Origin of the sequence: Brucella haematophila (genome assembly GCF_005938105.1) — a bacterium.
Taxonomy (GTDB): Bacteria; Pseudomonadota; Alphaproteobacteria; order Rhizobiales; family Rhizobiaceae; genus Brucella; species Brucella haematophila.
Genome location: NZ_VCPE01000018.1, coordinates 1 through 23,389, shown reverse-complemented (window position 1 = coordinate 23,389; position 23,389 = coordinate 1). Strand labels below are relative to the sequence as shown.

Genomic DNA, 23,389 nt, shown 5'->3' with positions numbered 1-23,389 from the left:
GCTCTAGAAAACTTGCGGAGCCGTATCCTCTTGTCTATCACACGGCATCGAAGAACATGTCGTTTGGAAGCCTATGGCCACGCAGGACAAAGCAATCATCAGGACGGTTGGCGTTTCCGTCAGTTTTGACGGCGCGATGGCTCTGAACTCGGTTGATGCCTCGGTTCAGGCCGGGCGCATAACTGTCATTTGCGGAGCCAACGGTTCAGGCAAAAGCACGCTCTTGCGCAGCATGGCGCGTCTTCAAACGCCAACGAGCGGTCAAGTCCTTTTCGACGGGGAAGACATCAACCGTCTGAAACGTATTGATCTCGCCCGCAAGATCGCCGTGCTGGGGCAAATGCCGGAAGTCCCCGCTGGCCTGACCGTAGAAGAACTGGTCGAAAACGGACGTCATCCGCATCGCGGCCTGTTTTCCCGTCTCGGCGATCATGACCGCCAGGCTATCGAACGCGCCATCACGCAAACGGGCCTGCATGCCCTGCGTCATCGTCAGGTGGCTTCTCTCTCTGGTGGCGAACGCCAGCGCGCCTGGGTGGCGTTGGCTCTCGCACAGGAACCGTCAGTCCTGTTTCTCGATGAGCCGACAAATTTTCTCGACATTCGCCATCAGGCTGAACTGCTGACACTGCTCAAGCAGCTCAACCGCGATCATGGCCTGACCATCGTAGCCGTTCTGCACGATCTCAATCAGGTGCTGGAACTGGCCGACGATGTCATTTTGATGCGCAAAGGCCACTTGATGGCCTCCGGTAGTCCCGAAAGCGTTTTCACAACAGAGCGCCTTAGAGAAGCTTTCGATTTCGACATCGAAGTGACGGCGCATCCGGTTTTACCGATCCCGTTCTGCATGCCCCGCTGGGTCAATGATCCAACCGTTCAGCCATCCGCCGAACATGAGCGGAACGCGGAATGACCGCGCAACCTCTGGCGTCGAACCAGACGAAAACGGCGACCTTCACTGTAGGCATTGTTGTTCTGGCAATCCTGCTGCTCGTCGCGCTGACAGCTGTCGAACTCGTCATCGGTAGCGGCAATGTCACCTTACAGGATGTCTTGCAGTCACCATCGCGCCCGCAATCCCTGGCGCAGATCATCATCGAGACCATTCGCCTGCCCCGCGCAGTTGCAGCCATATTGGTCGGCTCAGCCCTTGCTGCCGCAGGCACGGTAATGCAAACCATTTTGCGCAATCCACTTGCCGCACCGGACATTCTGGCGGTCACCAGCGGCGCACAATTGGCATTGGTTATTTCCAGCCTGCTGCTTCCCTTTGCCTTTCCGGGCTTTCTCGCCACCATCATCGGCGGTGCGCTTGGCGGAACATTATGCCTGCTGGTGGGCGGCGGATTGCGTGCCCAAGCGGTTCGGCTTGCACTGGCGGGTGTAGCGGTCTCACTGTCCTTTTCGGCGCTCTCCTCCGCCATCATCCTGATTGCGGATGATCGCGCATCCGGCATTATCCTTTGGTCGTCAGGCATGTTGGAACAAACCGGCTGGAGCAAGGTTGCGCCGCTCGCTCCCTTTATCGTCGCCGCAATTTTGCTGCTCGTTGCCCTCGCCCGCCAGTTCGATGTTATGGCGCTCGGCAGCGACATGGCGGCAAGCCTTGGGTTGGGCAAAGCGACGGCACTGATCGGCCTTCTTGCAACAATCGTGCTATCGGGCGCCGCCGTCACCATCGCCGGGCCCATTGGCTTCATTGGTCTGGCAGTGCCCAATTTGCTGCGCGCCACCGGCATGGTTCGACACAATGTGCTTTTGCCCGCCGCTTGCCTGTGGGGAGCCGTTGCGCTGCTTTCAGCCGACATTGCAGCACAATGGCTGAGCAGCGCGGGCACAATCATCCCGACAGGCATTCTGGCCGCCTGCTTTGCAGCACCGGCGCTGATCTTCGTATTGCGCCGCATGAAGACTGAAGCAACGGCCAGCCCCGCACAGATTCTGGGTAAAACCATATTCAAGCGGCCGACCGCGCTTTATGCGAGCCTCGGCGCACTTCTGGTCGCGGTTCTTCTGGCCGGGCTTCTTTTCGGCGACGGAATTGCCCGACGCGACATCGACTGGCAGGCGATCGAGGCGCTACGCGCGCCGCGCGTGTTCGTGGCCATGGGCGCAGGCGCTTTGCTCGCAGTGGCGGGATTATTGTTGCAGGCCGTGACCCGCAATCCACTATCCGGCCCAGAGACATTGGGCCTTGCACAAGGCGCAGCGCTTGCAAGCCTCGTCGCACTACTCGGCGGTATCATTCCCGGTAGCGCACTCTTTGCCCTTTTCTCGGCAGGCGGTGCTTGCCTTGTGGTTGTGCTGTTGAGCCTGCTCGGCAAAAACCTGTCACCGACACGCACAGCACTGACCGGACTTGCCGTCGCGGCCAGCCTTTCAGCACTGAGTACAATTGTGGTGATTGAAGCGAAGCTTCAGATTGCCGAAGCGCTTGCCTGGCTCGCTGGCTCCACACATGGGCGCAACTGGCAGGATGTGGCAGCACTTGCCCCCTGGCTTATGCTCATCGCCGTTTCAATGGCATTCGCCAAACGCCTCGATATTCTGGCGCTCGGTCGCGATGCGGCTGAATCGCTCGGCGTCAACACTGCAATCACCCGTTTGTGGATGCTGCTGCTTGCCGCCCTTTCCGTGGCGGGCGCGGTGTCCGCTGTTGGAGCGATTGGCTTCGCGGGGTTGATTGCGCCACATGCAGCGCGCCTTTGTTGCGGCGCGCGCTACAGGCATTTGCTGCCAGTGACGGCGCTGATCGGCGCAGTGCTAACAGTTCTGGCCGATATGCTGGGCCGGGCAATCTTCGCACCGCAGGAAATTCCGGCAGGCATCGTAACCGCGTTTATCGGTACACCACTCTTCATCATGCTCATGCGCAAACAATCGCGCTAATTGCCAATCCGTCAATAAAAGCGCCCGAGCTCAAAGAAGAACCCGGGCGCTGATCATTGAGTGAAGACGGCATTCACCGTCCTAATTCTCGTGCTCGAATTACCGAGCAGCCATCACACCAGCGATAAGACCGGTCGCCGCCGTAATCAGAAGATACTGATTGTCGACCTTGACCCAATGCTGGCCCTTGCCCGGAGCACGAAGTCCATAGCGCTTGTAGTCGGTGACTTGGCTATGACGCGAATTGTTGAAACGCTGCCCCTTAGACCAGCCCTTGGCAGGCTGCTTCTTGGCCTGAACCTGATGTGCCGCTGGCTTGCGCTGAGGCTGGTTATCACGAGCCTGCGCCAACGGCGCGCCAATGAACGACAGAGCAACAGCTGCGAGTAGGATCTTCTTGAACATGATATTCTCCTTTCGTGATGAACTCACGCTACCCAACCCGCGATGAACAATAAATGAATGGATATCATAATAATCATTAAATAAAATCAATGTTATCTTTTATAATTCTGATTTCTATTTCACCCTAAAAATTAATATACATTATATATTAGAATCTAAAATTTAGTATAATTCATATGAACTTGATAAAAAATCTGTATTATAATTGATAAATGAACTTAAATACAAGAAAAACTGTCGAGTCGCGATTTATGCGACGGACGATACTGCCGCAAACTGAACTCAAGCGCCCAGAACATTGTCCCAGCTTTGGCGCTGCAACAGAAAACAAAAAGGGGGGAAATGGCGGGCCATGCGAGATAGCGATGAGAACTATATCTACTCCATAGCCCTCCATGACCCTCCAAAATAAGTCATAGAGGGATGGCGGAGCCAACTGATGGCCATCGAACTCTGCTTCGCCCGCCAATTTAATTCATTCTAGCTGGGCTCGTCACCGCTCCCGAAAGCAATTCCTCATTCATCAACCCACAACGGCCACACACGGATGACACTTTTGGTGCGCTCAGATCGACGAAAATACTGCAATAGTACCAAACAGTAATACCATCTCATTAATGCGCATTGTTAGTACGTTCGCACTATTCGGACACCAAAGGTATCATTCACCAGTTCATAATCTCGTCTTGATGCATTCACCTCGGGGTCGCCAGGGATCGATGAGCTTTGTGCAATCTGAAAGCCTGCTGGATCCAGCCAGATGACGCCATCAGGAGCTGGCACTGGTCGCACCGCGTACCGGCTTAGTTTCCCTTCCACTTCCGTGAAGCTTGCGCTCACCGTGCTGGGTGCTGCTGCGGCCCGATCCGGCTTTGGCAACGACCTGTGCCATTCGAGAAAGAGCTGTGGGTCGATCAAGTCCTCATCTGAGATCGGGGTGCCCCGTTGAACCAACCATATGTCATAATCCACACGCCGTGCGGCGCCTTCGTCCCTTGTGCCGACTATCCCCTGTGCGAGCGCAAAGGCGACAAACGGATCCAGTGTTCCCCATCGTAACAGTTCGCGGAACCAGAATCCGATCCATGGCAGGCCGCTAGTTGCCCGCCACGTTTCTAGACTCGGCACCTCAAGTTCGCCCGCACCAGCATTCCACGCTTCTGCAACGGCAGCGCCGACGGCCACCCCGAGACGAAACTCCAGATTGTTCGCAACAAATCCCTGCCAACGTCTCAACTCCGCTGGCGGCGGCGGTGGAGCGCCCTCGCGTTGCAACCACCAGCCGGCTACCTCGTGCCAGCGCCCGATCAGCGCGGCTTCAGTAGCGCTCCGTGAAGTAAAACCGAACCCTCGACCGGTTCGTACCAACTCTCCGATCTGCCAAAAAAGCGTGAAGCGCGCCTCCGGCGATCTCCGGCCATAATCGACTGCTTCTTTGAGGGCGGCGTTAATCTGAGGCGATACCTGCTGGAATTGGCGGCCGACAAAGGGTGTAAAGCCTATTTGATAGAGAGTTCGCCGTTGAATCGGGTCGGGATATAGACGTTCGACCACCGCTTGGCCGCGTTTGATGAAGGCTGCCTCCATCCAGGCCTCAACAGCACTTGAGTATCGCGTAAAGGTTCGTTGCCACACACGGCTCAAGGCGGCTTCGAGCGACGCAGGGGGCAAGCCTTCCAGCCTATCGACTTCGTCGATGGCAGCGATGATCACGCCATCAAGCTCATCAAGGCTGTCGCCTAGCAGGTCGAGCAACGCTGATGAACCGACGCCGAGGTCGGTCCCGACCCCCTCGGGCATTGTCTGTTCAAGGAAATCATGCAGGTCGGCCACGGTTCGCAGCCCGAAGTAATCCCGCAATTTTGTCCAGATCGAAACCAGCAATGTTTGCAGCGGCGCATAGACTACGAGATCGGCCGATTCCTCGAGCGCCAGTAGATGGAGCATCCGGTTGAGGTTTGCGACATAGGCGTCACGTTGCCTGCGCTGCTCGTTTTGCTTGCTAGCCGCCGTCGCGCTGTTCGTTATTGGCACGCAGACCAGAGTAAGACCTTCCATCGCGTCCGCCGCCCCGGGCCGCCCGGCGCGCCCCGCAAGGTTGCGGAACTCCGAGGTGGGAATGATATCGGTTACCGGCGCACCATTGGTGCCGAATTCAACGATACGCTCTAGGCTCGGTAGAATGATAAGGTCGAAGGGCAGATTGACCCCTTCGGTCAATGTCGCGGTCGCAACCGTGATGGGACACACCTGCTTGTCAATCAGCTCAACCATCAGGCGCCGAAGCCGCTGTGGCATCTGACCATGGCTTGTTGCGATGCCGTGATCGAGAAGGCGGACCTCGCTCGACCCCTCACCACAATAGTCGACACAGGCGGCGCGAGCCTCATCGAACAGCCGTTGTGCGTACTCTGTTTTCGGTGCGAAGGGGGCTATTGCTGACCATCCCGTGAGATCAAACGCGTCGGCATAGCGCCGCATGACACGATCTGGACCCTGTGTAACCGACACCAGTATACGTCGCCCGCTCGGCGCAAGATGCAGCGCAGTCCACAGCGCGTGGATCTGCACATAATGATGTAGGCTGTTTTTCACCCCTGCCGGCGGGTCAGGCATCGGCGGCAAGCCAAGTGCAAGGAACACGGGCGCATCACGACCTCGCACATAGAGCGGCTGCCCATTATTGAGTTCTAACGTAATGAAAGGGGATTGTTTGGGGCGGCATTCCAGCACCCCAACTAGTTGACGACTGCTCCGATAGCCGAGCCCTACCGGATTAGCGGCTTCATCATCCTCAATCCATCGCGATACAGGTGGCGCTGCGCCGCCGGCAACCGCGGTAAGTGCGATGCGCGCTATGTTCGGCTTGAGCACGAGGATACGGGACACCAAGCTTTCAAGCCGCATGGACCGATCACCGTGCGCCGCCAGGTCGCGCATTGTCTTCGGCGTTCCCGCCACCACCACCTGATGCGCCTCGTCAATGATGAGCAAAGCCAGGCGATGAATCAGCAGCCTGCCGACATAGCGCATCAGCGCTTCGGCTTTTTCAACTGTGGCGATGAGGACCGTGGGCGTTTCCGTCGTCAGCCAGTTATCGGTGATACCCCAGTCCGTACCTCCATAAAGGCCCGTGACCACGATATCCTCGCCGCGAAATTCAGCGCTGAGCTTCGCCTCGACCTCACCCGCGAGCGCTCGCGAGGGTACCAGATAGAGGGCGAGCCGACCCGGCGCTCCGGGTTCAGGTGGCGTAAGTAGCAGCTCTTTAACTAGCGCGAGATTCGCCACCATCGTTTTGCCCGACCCTGTCGGTGTACACAGGGCAAAGGCGTTTCCTGCCGCCAGTCGTTCGAGACCTTTGATCTGCGAGGCCCACAGAACGCCGCGCCCTCGTCCAAACTGCTCGCGAGCAAAGCGGCTGAGCCGCTCTCCCGCCGTCACTGTGTCCGTGATGAGCACTGCGGCGCGTCGATGCAAGTTGTTGCGCGCGAAGCGCTCGGCTGCAGCAAAGAGAAGGCGCAACATGATCCAGGTCTCATCGTTCGCCCAGCGAGTTGCGACCTCAACTAACGCTTTCAATTTCTCGAGAGCTAACCCTGTTCGGTCCTGCTCGCCGCGCCGCAATCCTTCCGCCAGCAAACCGAGCGTCCGGACTGTCTCCACGACGATATACCATGCGATAGGACTAAAGGGCGCCTCGCGGGGTACGTCATCCTCCTCCGCGTCCCATTCTTGATCTGGTTTCGACGTCTGCGGCGGGAATCCTGTGGCACTGTCTTCGGCTGCATTTAGTAAGCGCGCGGATCCGTCTCGTCCCGTGAGATCGGCATTGTCCCGCCAGAAGACCGCTGTGCGCTCCAGAACGGAATCGAAATTACAGGATAGGAAGGCACCGATGATGCCGCCGGCACCGTCTACCTTCGACAGTCGCAGTATGCCCGTCGCCATCGCCGGGAGCCCAGCCAATTGATAGGCACCGGCCGCAAGAATCTCAGCGGGCACTTCACGTGTGACCTCATCGCGCGATCGCGAAAGCCATTCCAGCAGTTCACCCGCGCGGCGATAGCAGGACGTCGCCGCTTCGCTATCGGAACCGTCAGTATCTTCGAAGATTCCAGCAGCGTGCAACAGCCGTCGCGCTTCACTGAATAGCTCGATCGACTGACTTTGTGTCCAGGCCAGTGGTTGCACACCCCAACTGTTCTGGATGGAGCGCACGAACAAGCGCGCTTGCTGGGAAGTTAGCGCATTTTCGATTGCATGCGTTAAGCGAAACCTTTCGGCAAGCGCCCGCCGATCCTCATCAAGCTCAGCCATTGGTTTTCCAAAGTGATGCGTAGAGCCGCTCAATCATGTCCTCGCCGCTCACGAGCACAATCTCGACGATCTGCAGCGGCCGTGCGGCCTTATAGTCCGCAGGCGGTGCGGTTGTCGGAAGCAGAGCGGTGCCAGCCGCGCGCGTCGCCGCGCGATTGCCGGCGATCAGCACCATGTCGGTGCGCGGCGGACCGACATTTGTTAGGAGTGCTTGGTCCAGCGAAAAGATCGTGTGGGCATATCCGTCGCGATCCTTGACCTTTAGTAGATCGCAAATCTGTTGTATTCCCTGTGGGATCAGCAACGCGGTGTTGATGTCGTTCCAGACGCCATTGTTTGCCCATACCCGCGCTGCGCCTTTCCCCTTGCCATCGCCCTTCATAATCCCGTCGATAGTCGATGCCGTTAGATCGGCGCGCCATTTCGCTTCCCCGGCAATAAAAGCCAAGACGGTTCCATCCGCTGCGAGCTCCAGGCCGATGAAGTCATTGCCGGGCCGTCCGTGAACTTCTTTAACCCGTGCGGGATCGCGCACGAGATCAAAGATATAGCGCGCGACCGGGGCATGCTCCCGGAATAGGAAGATCGGCACGCGCCATGTCTTGCCTCCGACTAGGCTGTAATTCTCCGCGGCGATACCGCACATGACCTCACCGAAAAGGCCCCGGACAGTCTTTGGCGGCAGGCAATTGGGATAGGTCGCATGATCTCCCATTTCGCCATCCTCAGGATGCAGCGAAATCCGGGCGGCCGCGTGAAACACTTCGCGAGCGTCCTGATGGGCCGACTCAAAATAGGGACGCAGTTCTGATATGTCGGCATCAGAGAGACCAGTGATGCGCTGCTCGAGAAGTAGATGTCCATATGCACCCGATCCGGCAACCGTTGGATGCAAGATGCGCGCGAGAGCGGCAGATGGAGGTGGCTCGGTATGCAACATATCAGCGCGTACTCGCTTTAGAATGCTTACATGAACAGGCGATACGGATAGACATTTCGCGGTAGGTCCGGGACGTTCGCTATCGTGCGGGCCAGTTTCTGCGAATAGCGAATGCTAACCGGCACTGGGTCGTAGAGCGCGTCGTTATTCCAATCCATCTTCGTGAGGGCCAACGCCTCATGGGCTGTAAGTTCAAGTGGCCCGCTGCCGGCATGACGGATCAATTGTAGCGGCCGGGGGATGCTCTTCTTGCCCTGATAGTAATCGCCTTTGGTTGAGACCTCGGGGGCATTTCCCGCCACCCATACCAAGGCAGAATTGCCCGTGCGGATCACCATCGTCCCGCGCGGCACGGGAAACCCCGAAGGTTTCGACGGCGGTTTCTCCACGCCCGACTTGATGAGCCAGACGCCGCGCCAGCACGACGCCGAACTGACCTCGACGCACTCTATTTCCGCTACACCGGTAAGCGCATCGAACGCGCCCTCGATTTCAGCTTCTTTGAACGCGGTCGTTTTGTGAATGACCATGCGTTTCGGTAGGTTGCCGCCATTGCGCCCCTGATAGAGTTCCAGGCTACGGGCGAGGACCGCGCGCATGTCGTCGCGACTGAGAAACGGGTTCCGGCGGGCTTCGGCCACGTCGGCCACCGGGTCTCGCGCCTCGAACGCGACGAACTGCATACCGCCACCGTCCATGTCGAAGACCTGCGAGCAGCACGTCACATAATGCGCGTCTTGTTGGTCACCGCGCAGGGCATAAGCCAACCCGATGTAGGCGGTGTCCGCCGGCACACCCTTCAGCGGCGCGAGCTTCCATGGCGTGCCCGCAGCCTTCACATACAGTGCGGTTGAAAGACGCCACGCGAGCGACGCCTTAAAGCTGAAGGTGAAGACGCGATCGTTCAGAACCTGGGTCGGAATATTATACTTGGCGCCCAGAGCCTTCAGCACGTCGTGTGCGTCAAAGAATTTTCCGCGTGTCGCCGTGTCCCAGTTGTCGGGAAAGTGGACAAGCACAACGTCGAACTCGTTGCGGACGGCGTCGAGGCGGCGGAGCGCGGCATCCATTGCAAGGTATAGGCGATGCTGCGCGTTGCCGTCACCCGGCAACTGGTCGAGGTGTTCAGGCCACTTGATGTGCGCGCTCGCTGGCGCGGGATCGAGCGACACACGGAACAGGCGCTCAAAACCGGGATATTCCGGCACATATTCTGATCTGTCGGAAGGCCGATGCACGCCGCGCAACAGCTTCATCAGATCGCCACGACGATGGAAAGCGCTCTCCGGGCCAACCGTCGCGATTCGAATGCGGGGAGTGTATCCGCTAAACGATCCCTTCGAATACGGCCCGAAGTTCAGGAGGCCGCGCAATGGATGGACATCTACCTGGGTGGTGTCGGATGGCGAAAACGTCAGGTCCGGCTCATCCAAGAGCGTGAATGGCGGCAGCTCGGTGAGGGCTGGGTTCGCCATCATTTGCTCCTGTCGAAGTAGGTATGGTGATGCGATGGTCGGCTAAACCCTGTGACGGGTGACACCTTGAACACGGCATCAATGCCAGTGCCATCCTCGAGGCCGAAGGCACTTCGGGTCGTACCTCCCGTTTCGGTTAGAAGCTGTGCCCAGGCCCCAATAATGCTGGCCCAATTTCTATTATAGCGCGGGGCCCATCGCTCGCGGCGCCAGTCACCGGCAGGATCACCTCGGCGCTCGGCTCGCATACCCATTTCAGCGGGAGCTTCTTCGGCGACCAGTCCCTCATCACCGTCCGTTTGGGAAGTGTCTTGTCGGGGCAACTGGACGAACGTGTAAGGCTCGAAGCCGCACCACCACTTTCCATCGACTTGTTCCAGCTTGAGGTGGAGACCCTCCTGAAACGGGAAGCCGAGCTTGGGCACTGTGCCAAACAAACTGGTGCCGTAGGCATCGCGAAGCCGGGATAGGGTTTGTTGCTGACGCCGCGTTCGATCAGGATCATCGCCGTCGCGCGGTGTTGCAACAACGAGCGAATGGCCCGAACGCCTGTAGCGTGGGATGAGCGGGCGCTGTCGGGCGAGAGATCGCACGAGCGTGTCGTAGAGCAATCCCACCGCCCAGCTATCGGCGACCGGATCTAGGTCGATCGTTCCAGTGAGCGATGGGCTGAGCGGAGCCAAGGCATCCAGGATTTCTTGGTCCCGCCCGAACGCCGCTAGCTCACGCCCCAACACGGCTGCTGTCGCTCGATATCCCTTTGCTTTGAAGATCTCGCGTACCTCTGCCGACGTCGTTGATTGGCTCAGCCTGATGCGTCTGGCTGCGGTCGGCATCGATTGGAGCAGAATCGCCGAATAGCGCAGCACCGGGAAGGCACGGGCTTTGGTATGTGGAATCTGAACGGGCACGAGGCGCGGCGTAGGTCGCCCTTCCATCACGCGATCAAGAAGCGGTTGGGGTAGGTCGGTTATCTTGATGATATCGGCAGCCAGTTCGTCGAAGGTCGCGCATTCGACGACGGCCACGTCCACGCCGGCCGCTTGAGCACGATCTAGGAATTCGATCACTGCTGGCAGCAAGCGCGAAACTGACGAGGTGAGCCAGTACAGTCCGTTCGGAAATGGCGACGGCCCATCCAGAACCGTGTTCAGCGCCTCCATGATCGAAGCGTCGCGTCCGCTATAGCCGACGAAGATCATTCCGAAGCGCTTGCCGGATTCGACCAGCATATGCCGCATCCGGGTGTCCTGTTCCTCCAGTTCTGATCCCGTGTTCTTAATCGTGATCGACTGATAATCGCCGTGGAGCTTCGCTACCAACGGCCAGTCGGATTCATTCAGGCACCTCATGGCACGGTCGGCGGAATCGATCGCCGCCACAGTCGGCCGGTTCTGGTCGTCTACTGGCAGAATCCCATTTGCCGAATGCGCCGACTCCTCGACGAGCGGATCGAAATTCGTCGTGAAAACGCAATTTACCTTACCGGCGGCCATAAGACTGCCAAGCACCTTATGTCCAAAACAGGGAGTGCCCTTGGAGATCGCATCGTCTATATACTGTCGGCGATGCCGAGCCTCTGGATAAACCGCTTCGAAGGCCTTGGCATATTCCGTAGGATCACCGTCAGGCGGCAACAGCGAGTTTTGGCGGAAAAAGGCATCGATCCTGTCGATCCAGATCGGGTCAGCGGTATCAATCTCGCGCCTTGACAGGTTTGTTTCGCGGCAAAAGATTTGCGCCTTGAAATCGCGGATCATGGCATAGCCAGTCGGAATGCCGGAGGCGGCCGATGCACCAGCACCGAGAAACCATGCCACGAGGTTTGGCCTGAGATCGAAGGCGGTCGCGAATTGTGCGGCGGATATAGTTTTTATCGGCACAGGCTCCCCCCCTTTAGGCCGTTGTGGGGAGCGGGTCGGTTCCCTCGCTCAAGATGGCGAGATATCGCCGGTAACTGAACACGCGCCCCCGTTTGCGCCCGGTGATTTCTTCAACGATGCCGAACCGTTTCAGATCAGCGAGCGCCGCATTGACAGTGGGGGCTGAGAGTCCTGTTTGCTGAACGAGCTGGTTGGCCGTTAGGAACGGGTTCTGCTGAAACAGATCGTGGATACGCAGCGCGGAGCCTGCCCGGTCGCTCTCTGTCGTGATCCGCTCGCGGTCGTCCTTGAACAGATCGACAATCCGGGTAGCGGCCTCGAACGCCTGATTGGCCGTATCCGCAACGCCGGTGAGGAAGAAATCGAGCCAGGCTTCCCATGCCCCGTGCTCGCGCACCTCCTGAAGCAGGCGGTAATAGTCGGCGCGATGAGTCTTCAGGTACAGGCTCAAATAGAGGAGCGGCTTGCGCAGCACGCCGTTGACGCAGAGATACAACGTCACCAGCAAGCGGCCGATCCTGCCGTTTCCATCCAGGAACGGGTGGATGGTCTCGAATTGGACGTGCAACAGCCCAGCTTTGATCAGGGCGGGCAGACGCGAGCCGTCCTCGTGCATGAAGCGCTCAAGCGCATCGAGACAACCATCCATCTCGGTCGGCGGCGGCGGCACGAAAAGCGCGTTGCCTGGACGTGAGCCACCGATCCAGTTCTGAGACCGCCGAAACTCGCCGGGATTTTTCGTCCCGCCGCGTCCGCTTTGCAGCAAGCGTTCGTGCATCTCGCGGATCAGACGCAGTGACAGCGGTAGCTCTTCCAGCCGTTCCAGCCCATACATCATCGCATCGACGTAGTTCGAGACTTCGCGGATGTCGTCGATCGGCTGGCCGGCCTGCGCCTCGGTCTCGAAGCGGAGCAGGTCCGAAAGGGTCGATTGCGTTCCTTCTATCTGGGACGAAAGGACGGCTTCCTTCCGCACGTACATGTAGAGGAACAGTTCTTGGCGCGGCAGCAGCATAGTGATGCCGTCCAGGCGCCCCAAGGCACGTTCCGCCAAACTTAGCCGCTCCAGAAGGGTCAGCACGTCGATCGGCGGTTCCGGCGGCAGTGCGGGCGGTACGAAGGCACGCACGATTTCGCCCGCAACAGGGGTCTCGACAAAGCGGCCTAGCCGGAGGTTGGAAGCTGATTCGGACATACCCCATTATGCGGGCGCAGTGTTATTTAAGCAATTGGCGCTTGGCTTAAATAGCAGTTGAGCTAAGGTAAGCGCTCTTAAATAACGGGCGGCATCATCATAGGCGGGTACACGCAACGGATTCGTGACAGTATTCTACCGCTTTCAGTGGCGGGAACCCTGCCGGCTGCGTTCGACGAGTGGTCCTTCACCGACAACACAGTAGATCACGAGCAACCCATCGAAACCTGTGAACTCTGCGGCCAGCAAGACCTTCGCTACCACTTCGAGATCGCCAATCACTATACCGATGCGACGCTTTGGGTCGGATCTCACTGCATACTTCAATTCGACGTGGCGGTCATGGAGAAAGGTCGGCGCTTGTCGCCAGCCGAGGCAAAGCGTCACCTCGCCAAGCTGACCCAGCAGATGCAGTTGGAATCGTGCATCCGCACCCTTGAACAGCTTGCCGCGAAAGAGGAGAACCCGATCCTGTCGGGCGCTCTGGATTACTATCGCAAGAACAAGAAGCTCACCCCCAAATACGCCGCCGTCGTCTTCTGGAAGCTTCAGGCTTTCAACATCGATCATCACCCGTCGTTCTTTCAGATCGAGCTTCGCCGCGCCCAACATATCAACGATCTGAAACAAATGCCGACCGCGCGCGTCCATCGGTTCTGGACCGCGTTGACGACCGCCCAGCGTCGCAAGGCTGTTGAACTGGGTCATACCTCACCACAAGGGTAGCTGCGGCGATCAGCTTCCACGGCCTCCATGTTCTGAGGCTTTGCACATCCTGATCCAGCTTCTTGCCCGGCGTCCGCTGGCGCTCATGCCGGGCCGGTTGCTTGGGGGCGCTGCCCCCTGGCGCGGCGCAAGGGATCGCTAACGCTCGCCCGGGACGGTATCCCCGGCCTTCCTCCACGTCGTGCCTCCGTTCCGTGCAGGCCGGGTGATCCCCCTCCGTCCCGCCCGCCCTTGCTCCTTGCACCCCCCGGTCTCGGCGACGGCCAGGGTTGCAGCGCAGCGCTGCGCTCCAACCCAAGCCAATGAGGATCAAGACATGACCAACACCATCGAAACGACCGCCACGGTTTCCGAAGCCCCTGCCGCCGCAAGCGGCGCAGTGCTGTTCGTGCCGCTGAACAAGTTGAAGAAGTCGCCCCGCAACGCCCGCAAGACCCCGCACAGCGAAGCCCATATTCAAGCGCTGTCGGCCAGCATCGCCGCCAAGGGGATGCTGCAAAATCTGGTGGTGGAGCCGGAGACGAACGCGGAGGGCGAGCCAACCGGCAGCTATTTCGTGACTATCGGAGAAGGCCGCAGGCTGGCGCAGTTGCTGCGCGTGAAGCGCAAGCAGATCAAGAAGTCCGAACCGATCCGCTGCGTTCTGGATACCGAGAACGACGCGGCGGAAATCAGCCTTGACGAGAACGTCACCCGCGAGGCTATGCACCCCGCCGACCAGTTCGAGCGGTTCCGAGAGTTGGCGGACAATCGTGGATGGGGCGCGGAAGAGATCGCCGCCCGGTTCGGGGTTTCCGCCCATGTCGTGAAGCAGCGGCTTCGCCTTGGCGCGGTCAGCCCGAAGCTGATGCAGGTCTATCGGGATGGCGGCTTGTCGCTGGATCAGTTGATGGCCTTTGCCATCACCGAGGATCATGACCGGCAGGAACAGGTTTTCGATAATCTGTCGTGGAACCGCGAACCCGCGACGATCCGGCGTGATCTGACCAAGGCGAATGTGGAGGCGACCGAACGGCGCGCGCGTTTCGTCGGGGCGGACGCCTATGCGGAGGCAGGCGGCACGATCATCCGCGACCTCTTCACCGAGGATCGGGGCGGCTATTTCGAGGATGCCGTGTTGCTCGACCGGCTTGTCGTCGGAAAGCTGGAAGACATCGCCGTCGAGGTGCAGGCCGCAGAGGGATGGAAGTGGAGCGCCGCTCACATCGACTATCCCCATGCGCACGGCTTGCGCCGCAGCTATCCCCACCCGGTGGATTTGTCGGAGGAAGATGCCGCCGCCTATGACGCCGCGCAGGAGGAATTGGAGCGCCTTTCGGCAGAATGGCAGGACGCGGACGTAGACCTTCCCGACGAGATGGATCAGCGGCTGGCGGAGCTTGAAGCCGAAATCGAGCGGATCGACGCCAAGCGCCACGCCTATGACGCCTACGAAATCGCTCGCGGCGGCGTGTTCGTCATCCTCAACCATGACGGCACGGCCCGGATCGAGCGTGGTTTCATCCGCGCCGAGGACGAAGCGCCGGAACCAGAGGAAGCGGAAAGCGCCACCTATGAAGTGGATAGTGTGACCGTCAACGAGGATGGGGAGATTGTCGGGGACGAGGGAAACGAGGACAAGCGGGCGGATTCCGCGCTCGAGACCGAGGACGAGGACGCCGGGGATGCGGGAAAGCCGCTGTCGGACCTTCTCATCCGCGATCTGACTGCCCATCGCACCCTTGGCCTGCGCCTCGCCCTTGGCGAGCAGCCGGATATGGCGCTTGTCGCCGTGGTTCACGCGCTGGCGGCGCAGACCTTCTATCGTGGCGGGGAAGCGTCCTGCCTCGAAATCCGGTTGAGCAGCGCCTATCTCGCTTCCCATGCGGACGGTATCGAGGACACGCCCGCCGCGAAGGCATTGGCGGATCGTCATGCCGGATGGGCGTCGGACATGCCCCGCGACGTAGCGGACCTGTGGGCCTTCGTCGCCGGTCTGGACCATGCGAGCCTCATGGCCTTGCTCGCGCATTGCGCATCGCTGACCATCAATGCGGTCAAGGTTCAGTGGGAGCAGAAGCCGAACGCGCGCGCGACGGCGGAAAAGCTGGCGACGGCGACGATGCTGGACATGACGGCGCATTGGACCCCGACCGGCCGGACCTATCTTGGTCGCGTCACCAAGGCGCATATCCTCGCCGCCGTGCGGGAAGCCGTCAGCGATGAAGCCGCCGAGCGGATCGCGGGCTTGAAGAAGCCGGAGATGGCGCAGGCCGCCGAACAGCTTCTGGCCGGAACCGGCTGGCTGCCGACCGTGCTGCGTACCGCGCCGCCTGCCGCCGAGCCGGAAGCCGACGCCTATCTGCAAGCCGTCGAGTGAGGACCGGGCCGGGATCGCGCAAGTGGTCCCGGCCTTCCTATTTTCCACCCTCGAAAAAATTGCGGTCGCGCGGGGATCGACCCCGCGCGACCGATCCGATGACCGTCGCCGTCATCGGTTCAGGAGGAACTTGCTATGATTGTGCTCATGTTGATGACCGTCGCGCTGGTCGGCGGTCTATGCGTCCTGGCCTATACGCTCGCCGTCTATGCGCTGCCCTTCATGCTCGGCGTGGAGGTGGCGCGTTGGGCCTATGCCTCCGGCTGCGGCCTGATCGGCGCGGGCCTGGTCGGGCTGGTGGCAGGCGCTGTCGCCTATGGTCTGCTGATTGTCCTGTTCATGGCGGTGCGACCGCCGATCCTGCGTCTCGCCGTGGCGCTTGTTTTCGCCGCGCCCGCCGCCGTTGCGGGCTACGCACTGGTTCACGGCATCACGCGCGAGGCCGTGCCGTTCGAAGTCTGGCGGAGTATCTTCTGTCTGGTCGGCGGAGCCTCTACGGGGCTATCGGCGCTGATGCGTCTTGTCGCCGCTGCAAGCCTTGAGCACGATAGGCGACCAAGATGAGCGCATAATTTGTTGTGAAATCTCAAGCGCATCTTGCGGTTTTGCACTGATTGCATCACCCTTCCCGAAACAACCTTGGGAGGGGACCATGAAGCCGTCAGAATTCATCGAAAAATATATGATGGGAAAGTGCTTCTATCATTTCACGGATACTCGTAACGTGCCCTCCATCAAATCTCACGGATTGATGTCGCTTCATTTGTTGCGGGAGAAAGGTATCGCTCCTCCGGCAGCAGGAGGAAATGATTGGAGCCACGAGGCCGATGAACGCTTGGGGCTGCATAGCTATGTCCACCTTTGCTTCCTCGACCAGCACCCTATGGAATGGACGATAAGGCAGGATGGTAGAATAAAAGACACCGTATTCATCAAAGTCGACAAGTCTGTTCTGACGAGGCCAGGAATATTATTGTCGGATGATGTTTCCAACAAAGCTGGGATCGTGTCCCACTGCGTGGTGTAGCTTCGGCGGCGTAGCCGCTTTGATCTCCGGTTAGGCCCGGGTGGATCGCGCTGCCATGGACGGCAACGTGACGACGGGATCATCGCTTAATTGCGCAACGCTTTCCAGTGTCATGTAGCGGCCCCGCTGGACGGCCCACTCGTCGTTCTGCTCGAGCAGCAAGGCACCGACGAGACGGGTGATGGCGTCCTCATTGGGGAAGATGCCTACGACACCGGTGCGCCGCTTGATCTCGCCGTTCAAGCGTTCGAGCGGATTGGTCGAGTGCAGCTTGGCGCGATGCTGCGGCGGGAACGACATGTAGGCCAGTACGTCCTCCTCTGCCGTGTCCATCAGCTTTGCGAGTTTCGGGACGCTGGGCCTGAGCTGGTCGGCGACCTTGCGCCACTGCCCTTTGGCGGCCTCAGGCGTCTCCTGGGCATACGCCGTGGCGATGAAGGCCGAGACGACGCGGCGACCGCTCTTGCCGGCGTGCGCCATGGCGTTGCGGGCGAAATGCACCCGGCACCGCTGCCAGGTTGCGCTGAACACCCGCGAGACGGCGGCCTTGATGCCCTCATGGGCATCCGAGATGATGAGCTTCACGCCGCGCAGGCCCCGTCGTGCCAGGCTCCGCAGGAAGTCGGTCCAGAACGTCTCCGCTTCTGACGTGCCGATCGCCATGCCGAGCACCTCGCGCCGACCGTCGCCGTTCACGCCGACCGCGATGGTGACCGCCACCGATACGATGCGACCGGCCTGACGGACCTTAAGGTATGTCGCGTCCACCCAGACATACGGCCAGTCGCCCTCGATGGGGCGGTCGAGAAATGCCTTCACGCGCACGTCGATCTCCTCGCAGAGCCGGCTCACCTGGCTCTTTGAGATGCCGGTCATCCCCATCGCCTTCACCAGATCATCGACCGACCGGGTCGAGATACCTTGGATGTACGCCTCCTGTACGACCGCGGTCAGCGCCTTCTCGGCAAGGCGGCGCGGTTCGAGGAAGGCTGGGAAATAGCTGCCGGTTCTCAGTTTGGGGATACGCAGCTCGACCGTGCCAGCCCTCGTCTCCCAGTCCCGATCGCGGTAGCCGTTGCGCTGGGCAAGTCGGTCGCTGCTCTTCTCCCCATAGCCGGCGCCGGTCAGGCTGCCGACCTCAAGGTCCATCAAACGCTGCGCGGCAAAGCCGATCATCTCGCGTAGGAAATCGGCGTCCGCACTCTTCCCCAGCAGCGCCTGAACGCTCATCATCTCATCGGTCATCGGAGTCTCCGTTGGTTGAGTTTCGCAACCCAAACCTATCCGAAGATCTCCGATGGCCATCCCTCAGCTACACCACCGCCTGGGACACGACCCAAAGCTGGTGTTGAGACGTTCGATTTCACACGCGCTTTGGACTTGATGGATTTTCCGGTAATCTATGAGCGAACCAATTGGAAGGACGCGGCCGTGCAAGAACGGCGGAAGGTCGCCAAGAAATATGAACTCCTCGTACCCGATCACATATCGGCCGATCTACTGTCAGGATACTGAAAATGGCCGAACGCCCCGTCTTCATACCACTTCCCGATGGAAACCGGCTCGTTCAGGAATGCCCTGTCGAATTCCACTGGCACGCTGGCATGGCCGATTCCCAAAAGAGGAAGAATGTGTTGTCGCTGCACGAAAGTGCGGCCAGACGGGGCTTGTCTCCGCTGCTGGAGATATCCAGCAAGTCGGAGGATCGCGTTGGCCAACGCATGAGTGCCTTTAGCCTCAAAGTGAAGTTGGCCGGTCGCGAAATAGCTCTCGAAAATGCCTTTCAGGGAAGCAAGGTTTTCAGGGATGGCGGACCATACAGCGATCTCTATGAAATGGAACCGCGAGCAGCGAAGTCGGATACGCGACTACGCGATTCCGGCCCCCTGATAGGGTTTCACTTCGATGAAGACGACTATCCAATTTATCCGCAAACAGTCTTTTATGACTGGCTTTATATTTCGGCGCTGTATCCGCACATGGATTATCTGAGGAACAAAATTTATCACTATAAAGGCTTTACCGATATCGTTTTCAACCCGCTGAAATCGATAAACTGCCAGGCGCGATCATGCGCGACCTTGGTTGCAATGGATAAGCAAGGTGTTCTCTCGAAGGCGATGTCATCGTTTTCCGCGTTCCTGGAGATTATGATTGCCCGTAGTCCGCTGCCGACAAGCGACGAGCGCCATAGACAGCCTTCACTCATGTAGTCGTCGGGCGTTGCCCTTCGGGCCGGGCTTTCGGCTGCGCCGGAACCACGACTTCTCCGCGTTTCCGCCATTCGGCTTCAATCCCATAACGCAAGGGCGGCGGCGGACATTTCGCGGCAAGCCTCATCCGGCTGGAGAGGCAATCTCGCGGAGCTGGTCATGGTCGCCACGGCAGACCAACAGGTTGGGCTTTTCGTCCGCTTCGACGGGTCGGCGGATCAGCACCGGGAAGCTCGGATCATCTGCTTGGCAAGGTATGGCGTGCGGCCCGCAATCGGTCTTCCGGCCACACCGGACACGCCAGCACCGGCGCAGGTCAGGCGAAGCCTCGCTCGCAAACACCCTGCTGGCAGCATACGACTTGGCCTTGAAGGTCAGGATGAAAAGACCGCAGCCAAGGCGACCGGCGCAGCGTCTCCGATCCCGGCGCGGCGCAGGACGGCCGCCATTGCCGTATTCCCGCAATTTCCTGAAACGGGCGCTCCATTCGCGTCCTCGATTGGCATGGTCTGACCGACGACCGCCACCGCTGAAGCGGCGGCTCGCTCGTCTTCCCGCAACGTCCGTCGCCAGCTTTTTTCCGCCGCCGTCGGCTTTGCATCGCGAAGCAAAAAAGCTGTCGCCGGCCGCCTGCCACGTTGTTTCAGCCCTGACGGGTGCGGGGCCGATCGTCCCCGGTCTCACGACCACCATCGAGGTCGCAATGGAGCGGCCCGACAGGAAAAGGAATACGACAATGGCGACCATCGGCACCTTCACCCAGAACGAGAACGGCGCGGGCTTCACCGGCGCGGTCAAGACCCTGACCCTCAACGTCAAGGCCAAGTTCGTCCCCAGCGAGGGCGAGAGCGAGCGCGGCCCCGACTTCCGCATCTTCGCCGGCGCCACCGAATTCGGCGCGGCCTGGAAGAAGACCGCCCGCGAGACGCAGCGCGAATACCTCTCTGTCAAGCTGGACGATCCGAGCTTCCCCGCACCGATCTACGCCAGCCTGGTCGAAGCCGAGGACGGCGGCAACCACAACCTCATCTGGTCCCGCCGTAACGGCGACTAAGACCGGCTCCGCGAGATTGCCCCGCTCAACCGAGCGGGGCTTCTTTTTGCTCATGTCCGCCGCCTTTCAGGAAACAAGGAGATCAGGATAGACGGCTTTCCGGTTTTCAGGTTTCGCGTATCCCGATCAGCTCTTCTCCCCGGCCTCCGCTTCGCTCTGGCCGGGCGGGTTGCTTGGGGGCGCTGCCCCCTGGCGCGGCACAAGGGCGGACGGGCGGTATCCCCAGCCTTCCGCGCGGATATGTGCTGCGCACTCTCGTCATGACTTCGATCCGCTTGTGCAGGCCGGGTGATCCCCCTCCGCCCGTCCGCCCTTGCGCCTTGCACCCCCCGGTCTCGGCGACGGCCAGGGTTGCAGCGCAGCGCTGCGCTCCAACCCAGACCCATAAGGATCAAGATCATGACCTATCATCACCTTGCCACCCGGTTCGGCCGCAACAGCCATCAGATCAGCGGGCGTGAAGCGCTCGACAACGAAGCGCTCTATCGGCACGTCCCGTCCATCTTCGCCCGCGAGGCTCATGACAGCCGGTCGGAGCGTTACGTCTATGTCCCCACCATCGACATCGTGGAGGGGTTGCGGCGGGAAGGATGGTTCCCGTTCTTCGCCGTGCAGTCGGTTCCGCGTGACGGCAGCCGCCACGGCCACGCCAAGCATATGCTGCGCCTGCGCCGGGATGACGGCATCGGCAAGCAGGAGGCGGCGGAAGTCATCATCGTCAACAGCCATGACGGAACCAGCAGCTACCAGATGTTCGCCGGAATGCTCCGTTTCGTCTGCACCAACAGCCTTGTGGCGGGAGAGCGGTTCGAGGACGTGCGCGTTCCCCATAAGGGCAATATCCAGCATGACATTATCGAAGGCGTCTATACGGTCGCGGAGGACTTCCCCCGGCTGATCGACGCCAGCGAAACCATGAAGGAAATCCAGCTTGGCGAAGATGAGCGCCGCGTTCTGGCCGAGGCCAGCCTTGTCGCCCGCTATGGCGAGGACGAAAGCCCGATCCGCCCGGAACAGATCATCGAACCGCGTCGCCGCGAGGATGTCGGGCAAAGCCTCTGGATGACCTACAACACCATTCAGGAAAATATAATCCGGGGCGGGCTCCATGGCCGCAAGCACAATGCCGAAGGCCGCATCCGCCGCAGCCAGACCCGCCCCATCAACGGCATCGAGCAGAACGTGGCCGTCAATCGCGCGCTTTGGACGCTCGCCGAAGGCATGCAGCGCCTCAAGATCCGATGACCGCCAATCCGTAGAGCCGGGAAACCGGCTCTACGGCTTTCCGCCTTTCAGGTTCCTGGATTTCTTCGCCAATCCGGCTCAGCGGATCGGCGGCGCGGCCATGCCGGGACATGGCCGCCGCTCGCCGGGCTGCGCCCGGCTCGCGAATCAAGGTAAGCACTGTTAAGGCAAAAACAACCAATACATTGATCGACTTATCTGCACCACTTATAGCCTTGGCGCAGCTACAGTTGCCGCCTGAAATCCAGCAGGCTTCCAATTCGGGTTTGCCCTGCGCAGCCCGCCATTGGGAGAATGACGCCATGCTTAGCATCGATTGGCGTACTCCGGCGGCTTACAAGCACACCGAAAATCTGCCGGCCGCCGGTTTCGCCTGGGAGTATCTTCGTCGCAACGAAGAGTATCGCCACGATTTCCAGACCATCGGCCTGACCGGGCGACCCGGCGCACAGCAAATGGAGCGATTTGCGCAACGCTGGGGGTTGCGATTTCCCAAGCGACCCCGACGCATCGCCTGATCGCGCCCCCCTGTTCTGGTCTCCGTGCCTTCAGCCGCAAGCAGTCATGCTATCGCCTGTCGAACACGAGGTTTCAGAAACAGAGTTGCTTGTCGCACTTGCTCACCTTGATGGTCTCGATCTGCGCCGTGCGGCCGATGGCTGGCATGGCGTCTGGCACGTGGGCAACATCGCGCACCAGTTCTGGTTGCCGAACGCGGTGCCCGACGCCGCCGCCTTCTACGCCGTAACCTTGCCAATGGATTCTTTTCTGGAGCTTCGCGTCCATGCCGCGCGTCGCCTTTGGCGCTCCCTCACACAGCGTCGGCCTGGCCCGCCCATCGGCGTCCTGCCCGACCAGCTCCGTGAATGGCACATCCTGTCTCTACGTGCGCTGGATGCGCGACTATGCGGCGAGAGCTATCGCGCCATTGCGGAAATCCTGCTCGACTTCCACGGCAACAAGGAGGATTTCGAGACCGATCCCTCCAAGAACAAGGCTCGCAGGCTTGTCGCGCATGGCATCAAGATGATGCGCGGCGGTTACCGCCTGTTGCTGCACTACCCGGTCAAACCCGGCAGAACCTGACTTCGGCCAGTATTTACGGTTGTCGCAACTCCCGAGGCGTCACGCCTTGTTGGCGACAGCCTGTTCCAATATCCGCTTGTAACCCTCGCGCGAAAGCCATTGCGCACGTTCGAGATGGCTTTGCCAGCACCGGAAACTGCGCACTTCCTCCGCGACCGGATCGCGATGCAGCACGATCCGCGCCACTTCCTTCCAGTCGGCATCCTCGGCCTTGGCATCGAGAAGCCGCAGATAGGTCACGAAATGCCGTTCGTCATAGGTGGTGATCTTGTCGCCTGTCGGCGCAACATCGTTCACGTCGGGATCAAGCTCGACTGAAACCCGCATCGTCATTCCCCTTCATCCTGGGAGAGCGATGGCTTGCGGTGCGCCCCCGCAAACGAAACTCTCTGACTCCTGGTGATCGGGGAGTTAGTAACCGTGTTGAACGGCCCCATGGCCTTTAGCTGGAAAGCCTGTTGCATACGCCACAGGCTCCTATGGTGTAGCCGCGCTTGCCTCACCGTCCAAGTTGAATAGCGCTTATCATCTCTGACGTCATGCACCAAACGGAAGAGAACGCCATGAGT

21 protein-coding genes are annotated in these 23,389 nt (G+C 59.9%); 12 read left to right on the top strand and 9 right to left on the bottom strand.

Going from position 1 to position 23,389, the window contains the following annotated elements:
* Window positions 1–73 precede the first annotated feature (73 nt).
* Entirely contained in the window at window positions 74–916 is an 843-nt protein-coding gene (locus FGI60_RS21365) for an ABC transporter ATP-binding protein (protein WP_138786886.1), read from the top strand.
* Window positions 913–2,892, top strand: a complete 1,980-nt coding sequence (locus FGI60_RS21360; protein ID WP_138786885.1) for an iron ABC transporter permease — start codon at window positions 913–915, stop codon at window positions 2,890–2,892. The genes FGI60_RS21365 and FGI60_RS21360 overlap by 4 nt, the downstream gene beginning before the upstream one ends.
* 99 nt (window positions 2,893–2,991) lie before the next feature.
* Here the strand turns inward: FGI60_RS21360 and FGI60_RS21355 are convergent, their stop codons facing one another.
* The 6 genes from FGI60_RS21355 to FGI60_RS21330 all read right to left on the bottom strand — a co-directional run bounded on the left by FGI60_RS21355 (window position 2,992) and on the right by FGI60_RS21330 (window position 13,110).
* The gene (locus tag FGI60_RS21355) at window positions 2,992–3,297 is read right to left on the bottom strand and encodes an RcnB family protein (RefSeq protein ID WP_138786884.1); all 306 of its coding nucleotides are present in this window, start codon (window positions 3,295–3,297) and stop codon (window positions 2,992–2,994) included.
* Between the two features lie 627 nt (window positions 3,298–3,924).
* Window positions 3,925–7,617, bottom strand: coding sequence for a DEAD/DEAH box helicase (locus tag FGI60_RS21350; protein WP_138786883.1), 3,693 nt, complete (start codon window positions 7,615–7,617; stop codon window positions 3,925–3,927).
* Window positions 7,610–8,557: an aminotransferase gene (locus tag FGI60_RS21345; protein WP_171058826.1), complete on the bottom strand. Its 948-nt coding sequence runs from the start codon at window positions 8,555–8,557 to the stop codon at window positions 7,610–7,612. The genes FGI60_RS21350 and FGI60_RS21345 overlap by 8 nt, the downstream gene beginning before the upstream one ends.
* Before the next feature lie 26 nt (window positions 8,558–8,583).
* Window positions 8,584–10,032: an argonaute/piwi family protein gene (locus FGI60_RS21340; protein WP_138786882.1), complete on the bottom strand. Its 1,449-nt coding sequence runs from the start codon at window positions 10,030–10,032 to the stop codon at window positions 8,584–8,586.
* Window positions 10,032–11,915 carry an SIR2 family protein gene (locus FGI60_RS21335; RefSeq protein ID WP_235889888.1) on the bottom strand — a complete coding sequence of 628 codons (1,884 nt, stop codon included), beginning with the start codon at window positions 11,913–11,915 and terminating at the stop codon, window positions 10,032–10,034. Before FGI60_RS21335 ends, FGI60_RS21340 begins: the two co-directional genes overlap by 1 nt.
* 13 nt (window positions 11,916–11,928) lie before the next feature.
* A complete protein-coding gene (locus tag FGI60_RS21330) occupies window positions 11,929–13,110 on the bottom strand; it encodes a Fic family protein (RefSeq protein ID WP_138786881.1) in 1,182 nt (393 codons plus the stop codon).
* Window positions 13,111–13,257: 147 nt separating this feature from the next.
* On the opposite strand from FGI60_RS21330, the gene FGI60_RS21325 reads away from it, so the two are divergent.
* The 4 genes from FGI60_RS21325 (at window position 13,258) to FGI60_RS21310 (ending at window position 17,222) form a co-directional block, all read left to right on the top strand.
* Window positions 13,258–13,836: a hypothetical protein gene (locus FGI60_RS21325; RefSeq protein ID WP_210238464.1), complete on the top strand. Its 579-nt coding sequence runs from the start codon at window positions 13,258–13,260 to the stop codon at window positions 13,834–13,836.
* Between the two features lie 316 nt (window positions 13,837–14,152).
* Complete coding sequence (locus FGI60_RS21320; RefSeq protein ID WP_138786879.1) at window positions 14,153–16,195, top strand: ParB/RepB/Spo0J family partition protein; 2,043 nt, start codon at window positions 14,153–14,155, stop codon at window positions 16,193–16,195.
* 135 nt (window positions 16,196–16,330) lie between these two features.
* Window positions 16,331–16,759, top strand: a complete 429-nt coding sequence (locus tag FGI60_RS21315; RefSeq protein ID WP_138786878.1) for a hypothetical protein — start codon at window positions 16,331–16,333, stop codon at window positions 16,757–16,759.
* An 88-nt stretch (window positions 16,760–16,847) separates the two neighbouring features.
* Window positions 16,848–17,222, top strand: a complete 375-nt coding sequence (locus tag FGI60_RS21310; protein WP_138786877.1) for a DarT ssDNA thymidine ADP-ribosyltransferase family protein — start codon at window positions 16,848–16,850, stop codon at window positions 17,220–17,222.
* Window positions 17,223–17,252: 30 nt separating this feature from the next.
* Here FGI60_RS21310 and FGI60_RS21305 read toward each other — a convergent pair whose 3' ends face one another.
* Entirely contained in the window at window positions 17,253–18,467 is a 1,215-nt protein-coding gene (locus tag FGI60_RS21305) for an IS256 family transposase (RefSeq protein WP_138786876.1), read from the bottom strand.
* 272 nt (window positions 18,468–18,739) lie between these two features.
* On the opposite strand from FGI60_RS21305, the gene FGI60_RS21300 reads away from it, so the two are divergent.
* The 4 genes from FGI60_RS21300 to FGI60_RS21285 all read left to right on the top strand — a co-directional run bounded on the left by FGI60_RS21300 (window position 18,740) and on the right by FGI60_RS21285 (window position 21,734).
* Complete coding sequence (locus FGI60_RS21300; protein WP_138786875.1) at window positions 18,740–19,435, top strand: DarT1-associated NADAR antitoxin family protein; 696 nt, start codon at window positions 18,740–18,742, stop codon at window positions 19,433–19,435.
* A gap of 159 nt (window positions 19,436–19,594) precedes the next feature.
* Window positions 19,595–19,948, top strand: coding sequence for a hypothetical protein (locus tag FGI60_RS21295; RefSeq protein ID WP_138786874.1), 354 nt, complete (start codon window positions 19,595–19,597; stop codon window positions 19,946–19,948).
* Between the two features lie 223 nt (window positions 19,949–20,171).
* The gene (locus FGI60_RS21290) at window positions 20,172–20,489 is read left to right on the top strand and encodes a DUF736 domain-containing protein (protein WP_138786873.1); all 318 of its coding nucleotides are present in this window, start codon (window positions 20,172–20,174) and stop codon (window positions 20,487–20,489) included.
* A 399-nt stretch (window positions 20,490–20,888) separates the two neighbouring features.
* The gene (locus FGI60_RS21285) at window positions 20,889–21,734 is read left to right on the top strand and encodes a DUF932 domain-containing protein (RefSeq protein ID WP_138786872.1); all 846 of its coding nucleotides are present in this window, start codon (window positions 20,889–20,891) and stop codon (window positions 21,732–21,734) included.
* On the opposite strand, the gene FGI60_RS21280 is transcribed toward FGI60_RS21285, so the two are convergent.
* On the bottom strand, window positions 21,721–22,038 hold the full coding sequence (locus FGI60_RS21280; RefSeq protein ID WP_171058825.1) for a hypothetical protein: 318 nt from the start codon (window positions 22,036–22,038) through the stop codon (window positions 21,721–21,723). The two genes, FGI60_RS21285 and FGI60_RS21280, sit on opposite strands and share 14 nt — an antisense overlap.
* Here FGI60_RS21280 and FGI60_RS21275 point away from each other — a divergent pair.
* Entirely contained in the window at window positions 22,037–22,252 is a 216-nt protein-coding gene (locus FGI60_RS21275; protein ID WP_138786870.1) for a transcriptional regulator domain-containing protein, read from the top strand. The two genes, FGI60_RS21280 and FGI60_RS21275, sit on opposite strands and share 2 nt — an antisense overlap.
* 46 nt (window positions 22,253–22,298) lie before the next feature.
* Window positions 22,299–22,820, top strand: a complete 522-nt coding sequence (locus FGI60_RS21270; protein WP_138786869.1) for a DUF2285 domain-containing protein — start codon at window positions 22,299–22,301, stop codon at window positions 22,818–22,820.
* Between the two features lie 39 nt (window positions 22,821–22,859).
* On the opposite strand, the gene FGI60_RS21265 is transcribed toward FGI60_RS21270, so the two are convergent.
* The gene (locus tag FGI60_RS21265; RefSeq protein ID WP_138786960.1) at window positions 22,860–23,147 is read right to left on the bottom strand and encodes a DNA -binding domain-containing protein; all 288 of its coding nucleotides are present in this window, start codon (window positions 23,145–23,147) and stop codon (window positions 22,860–22,862) included.
* Window positions 23,148–23,389 lie beyond the last annotated feature (242 nt).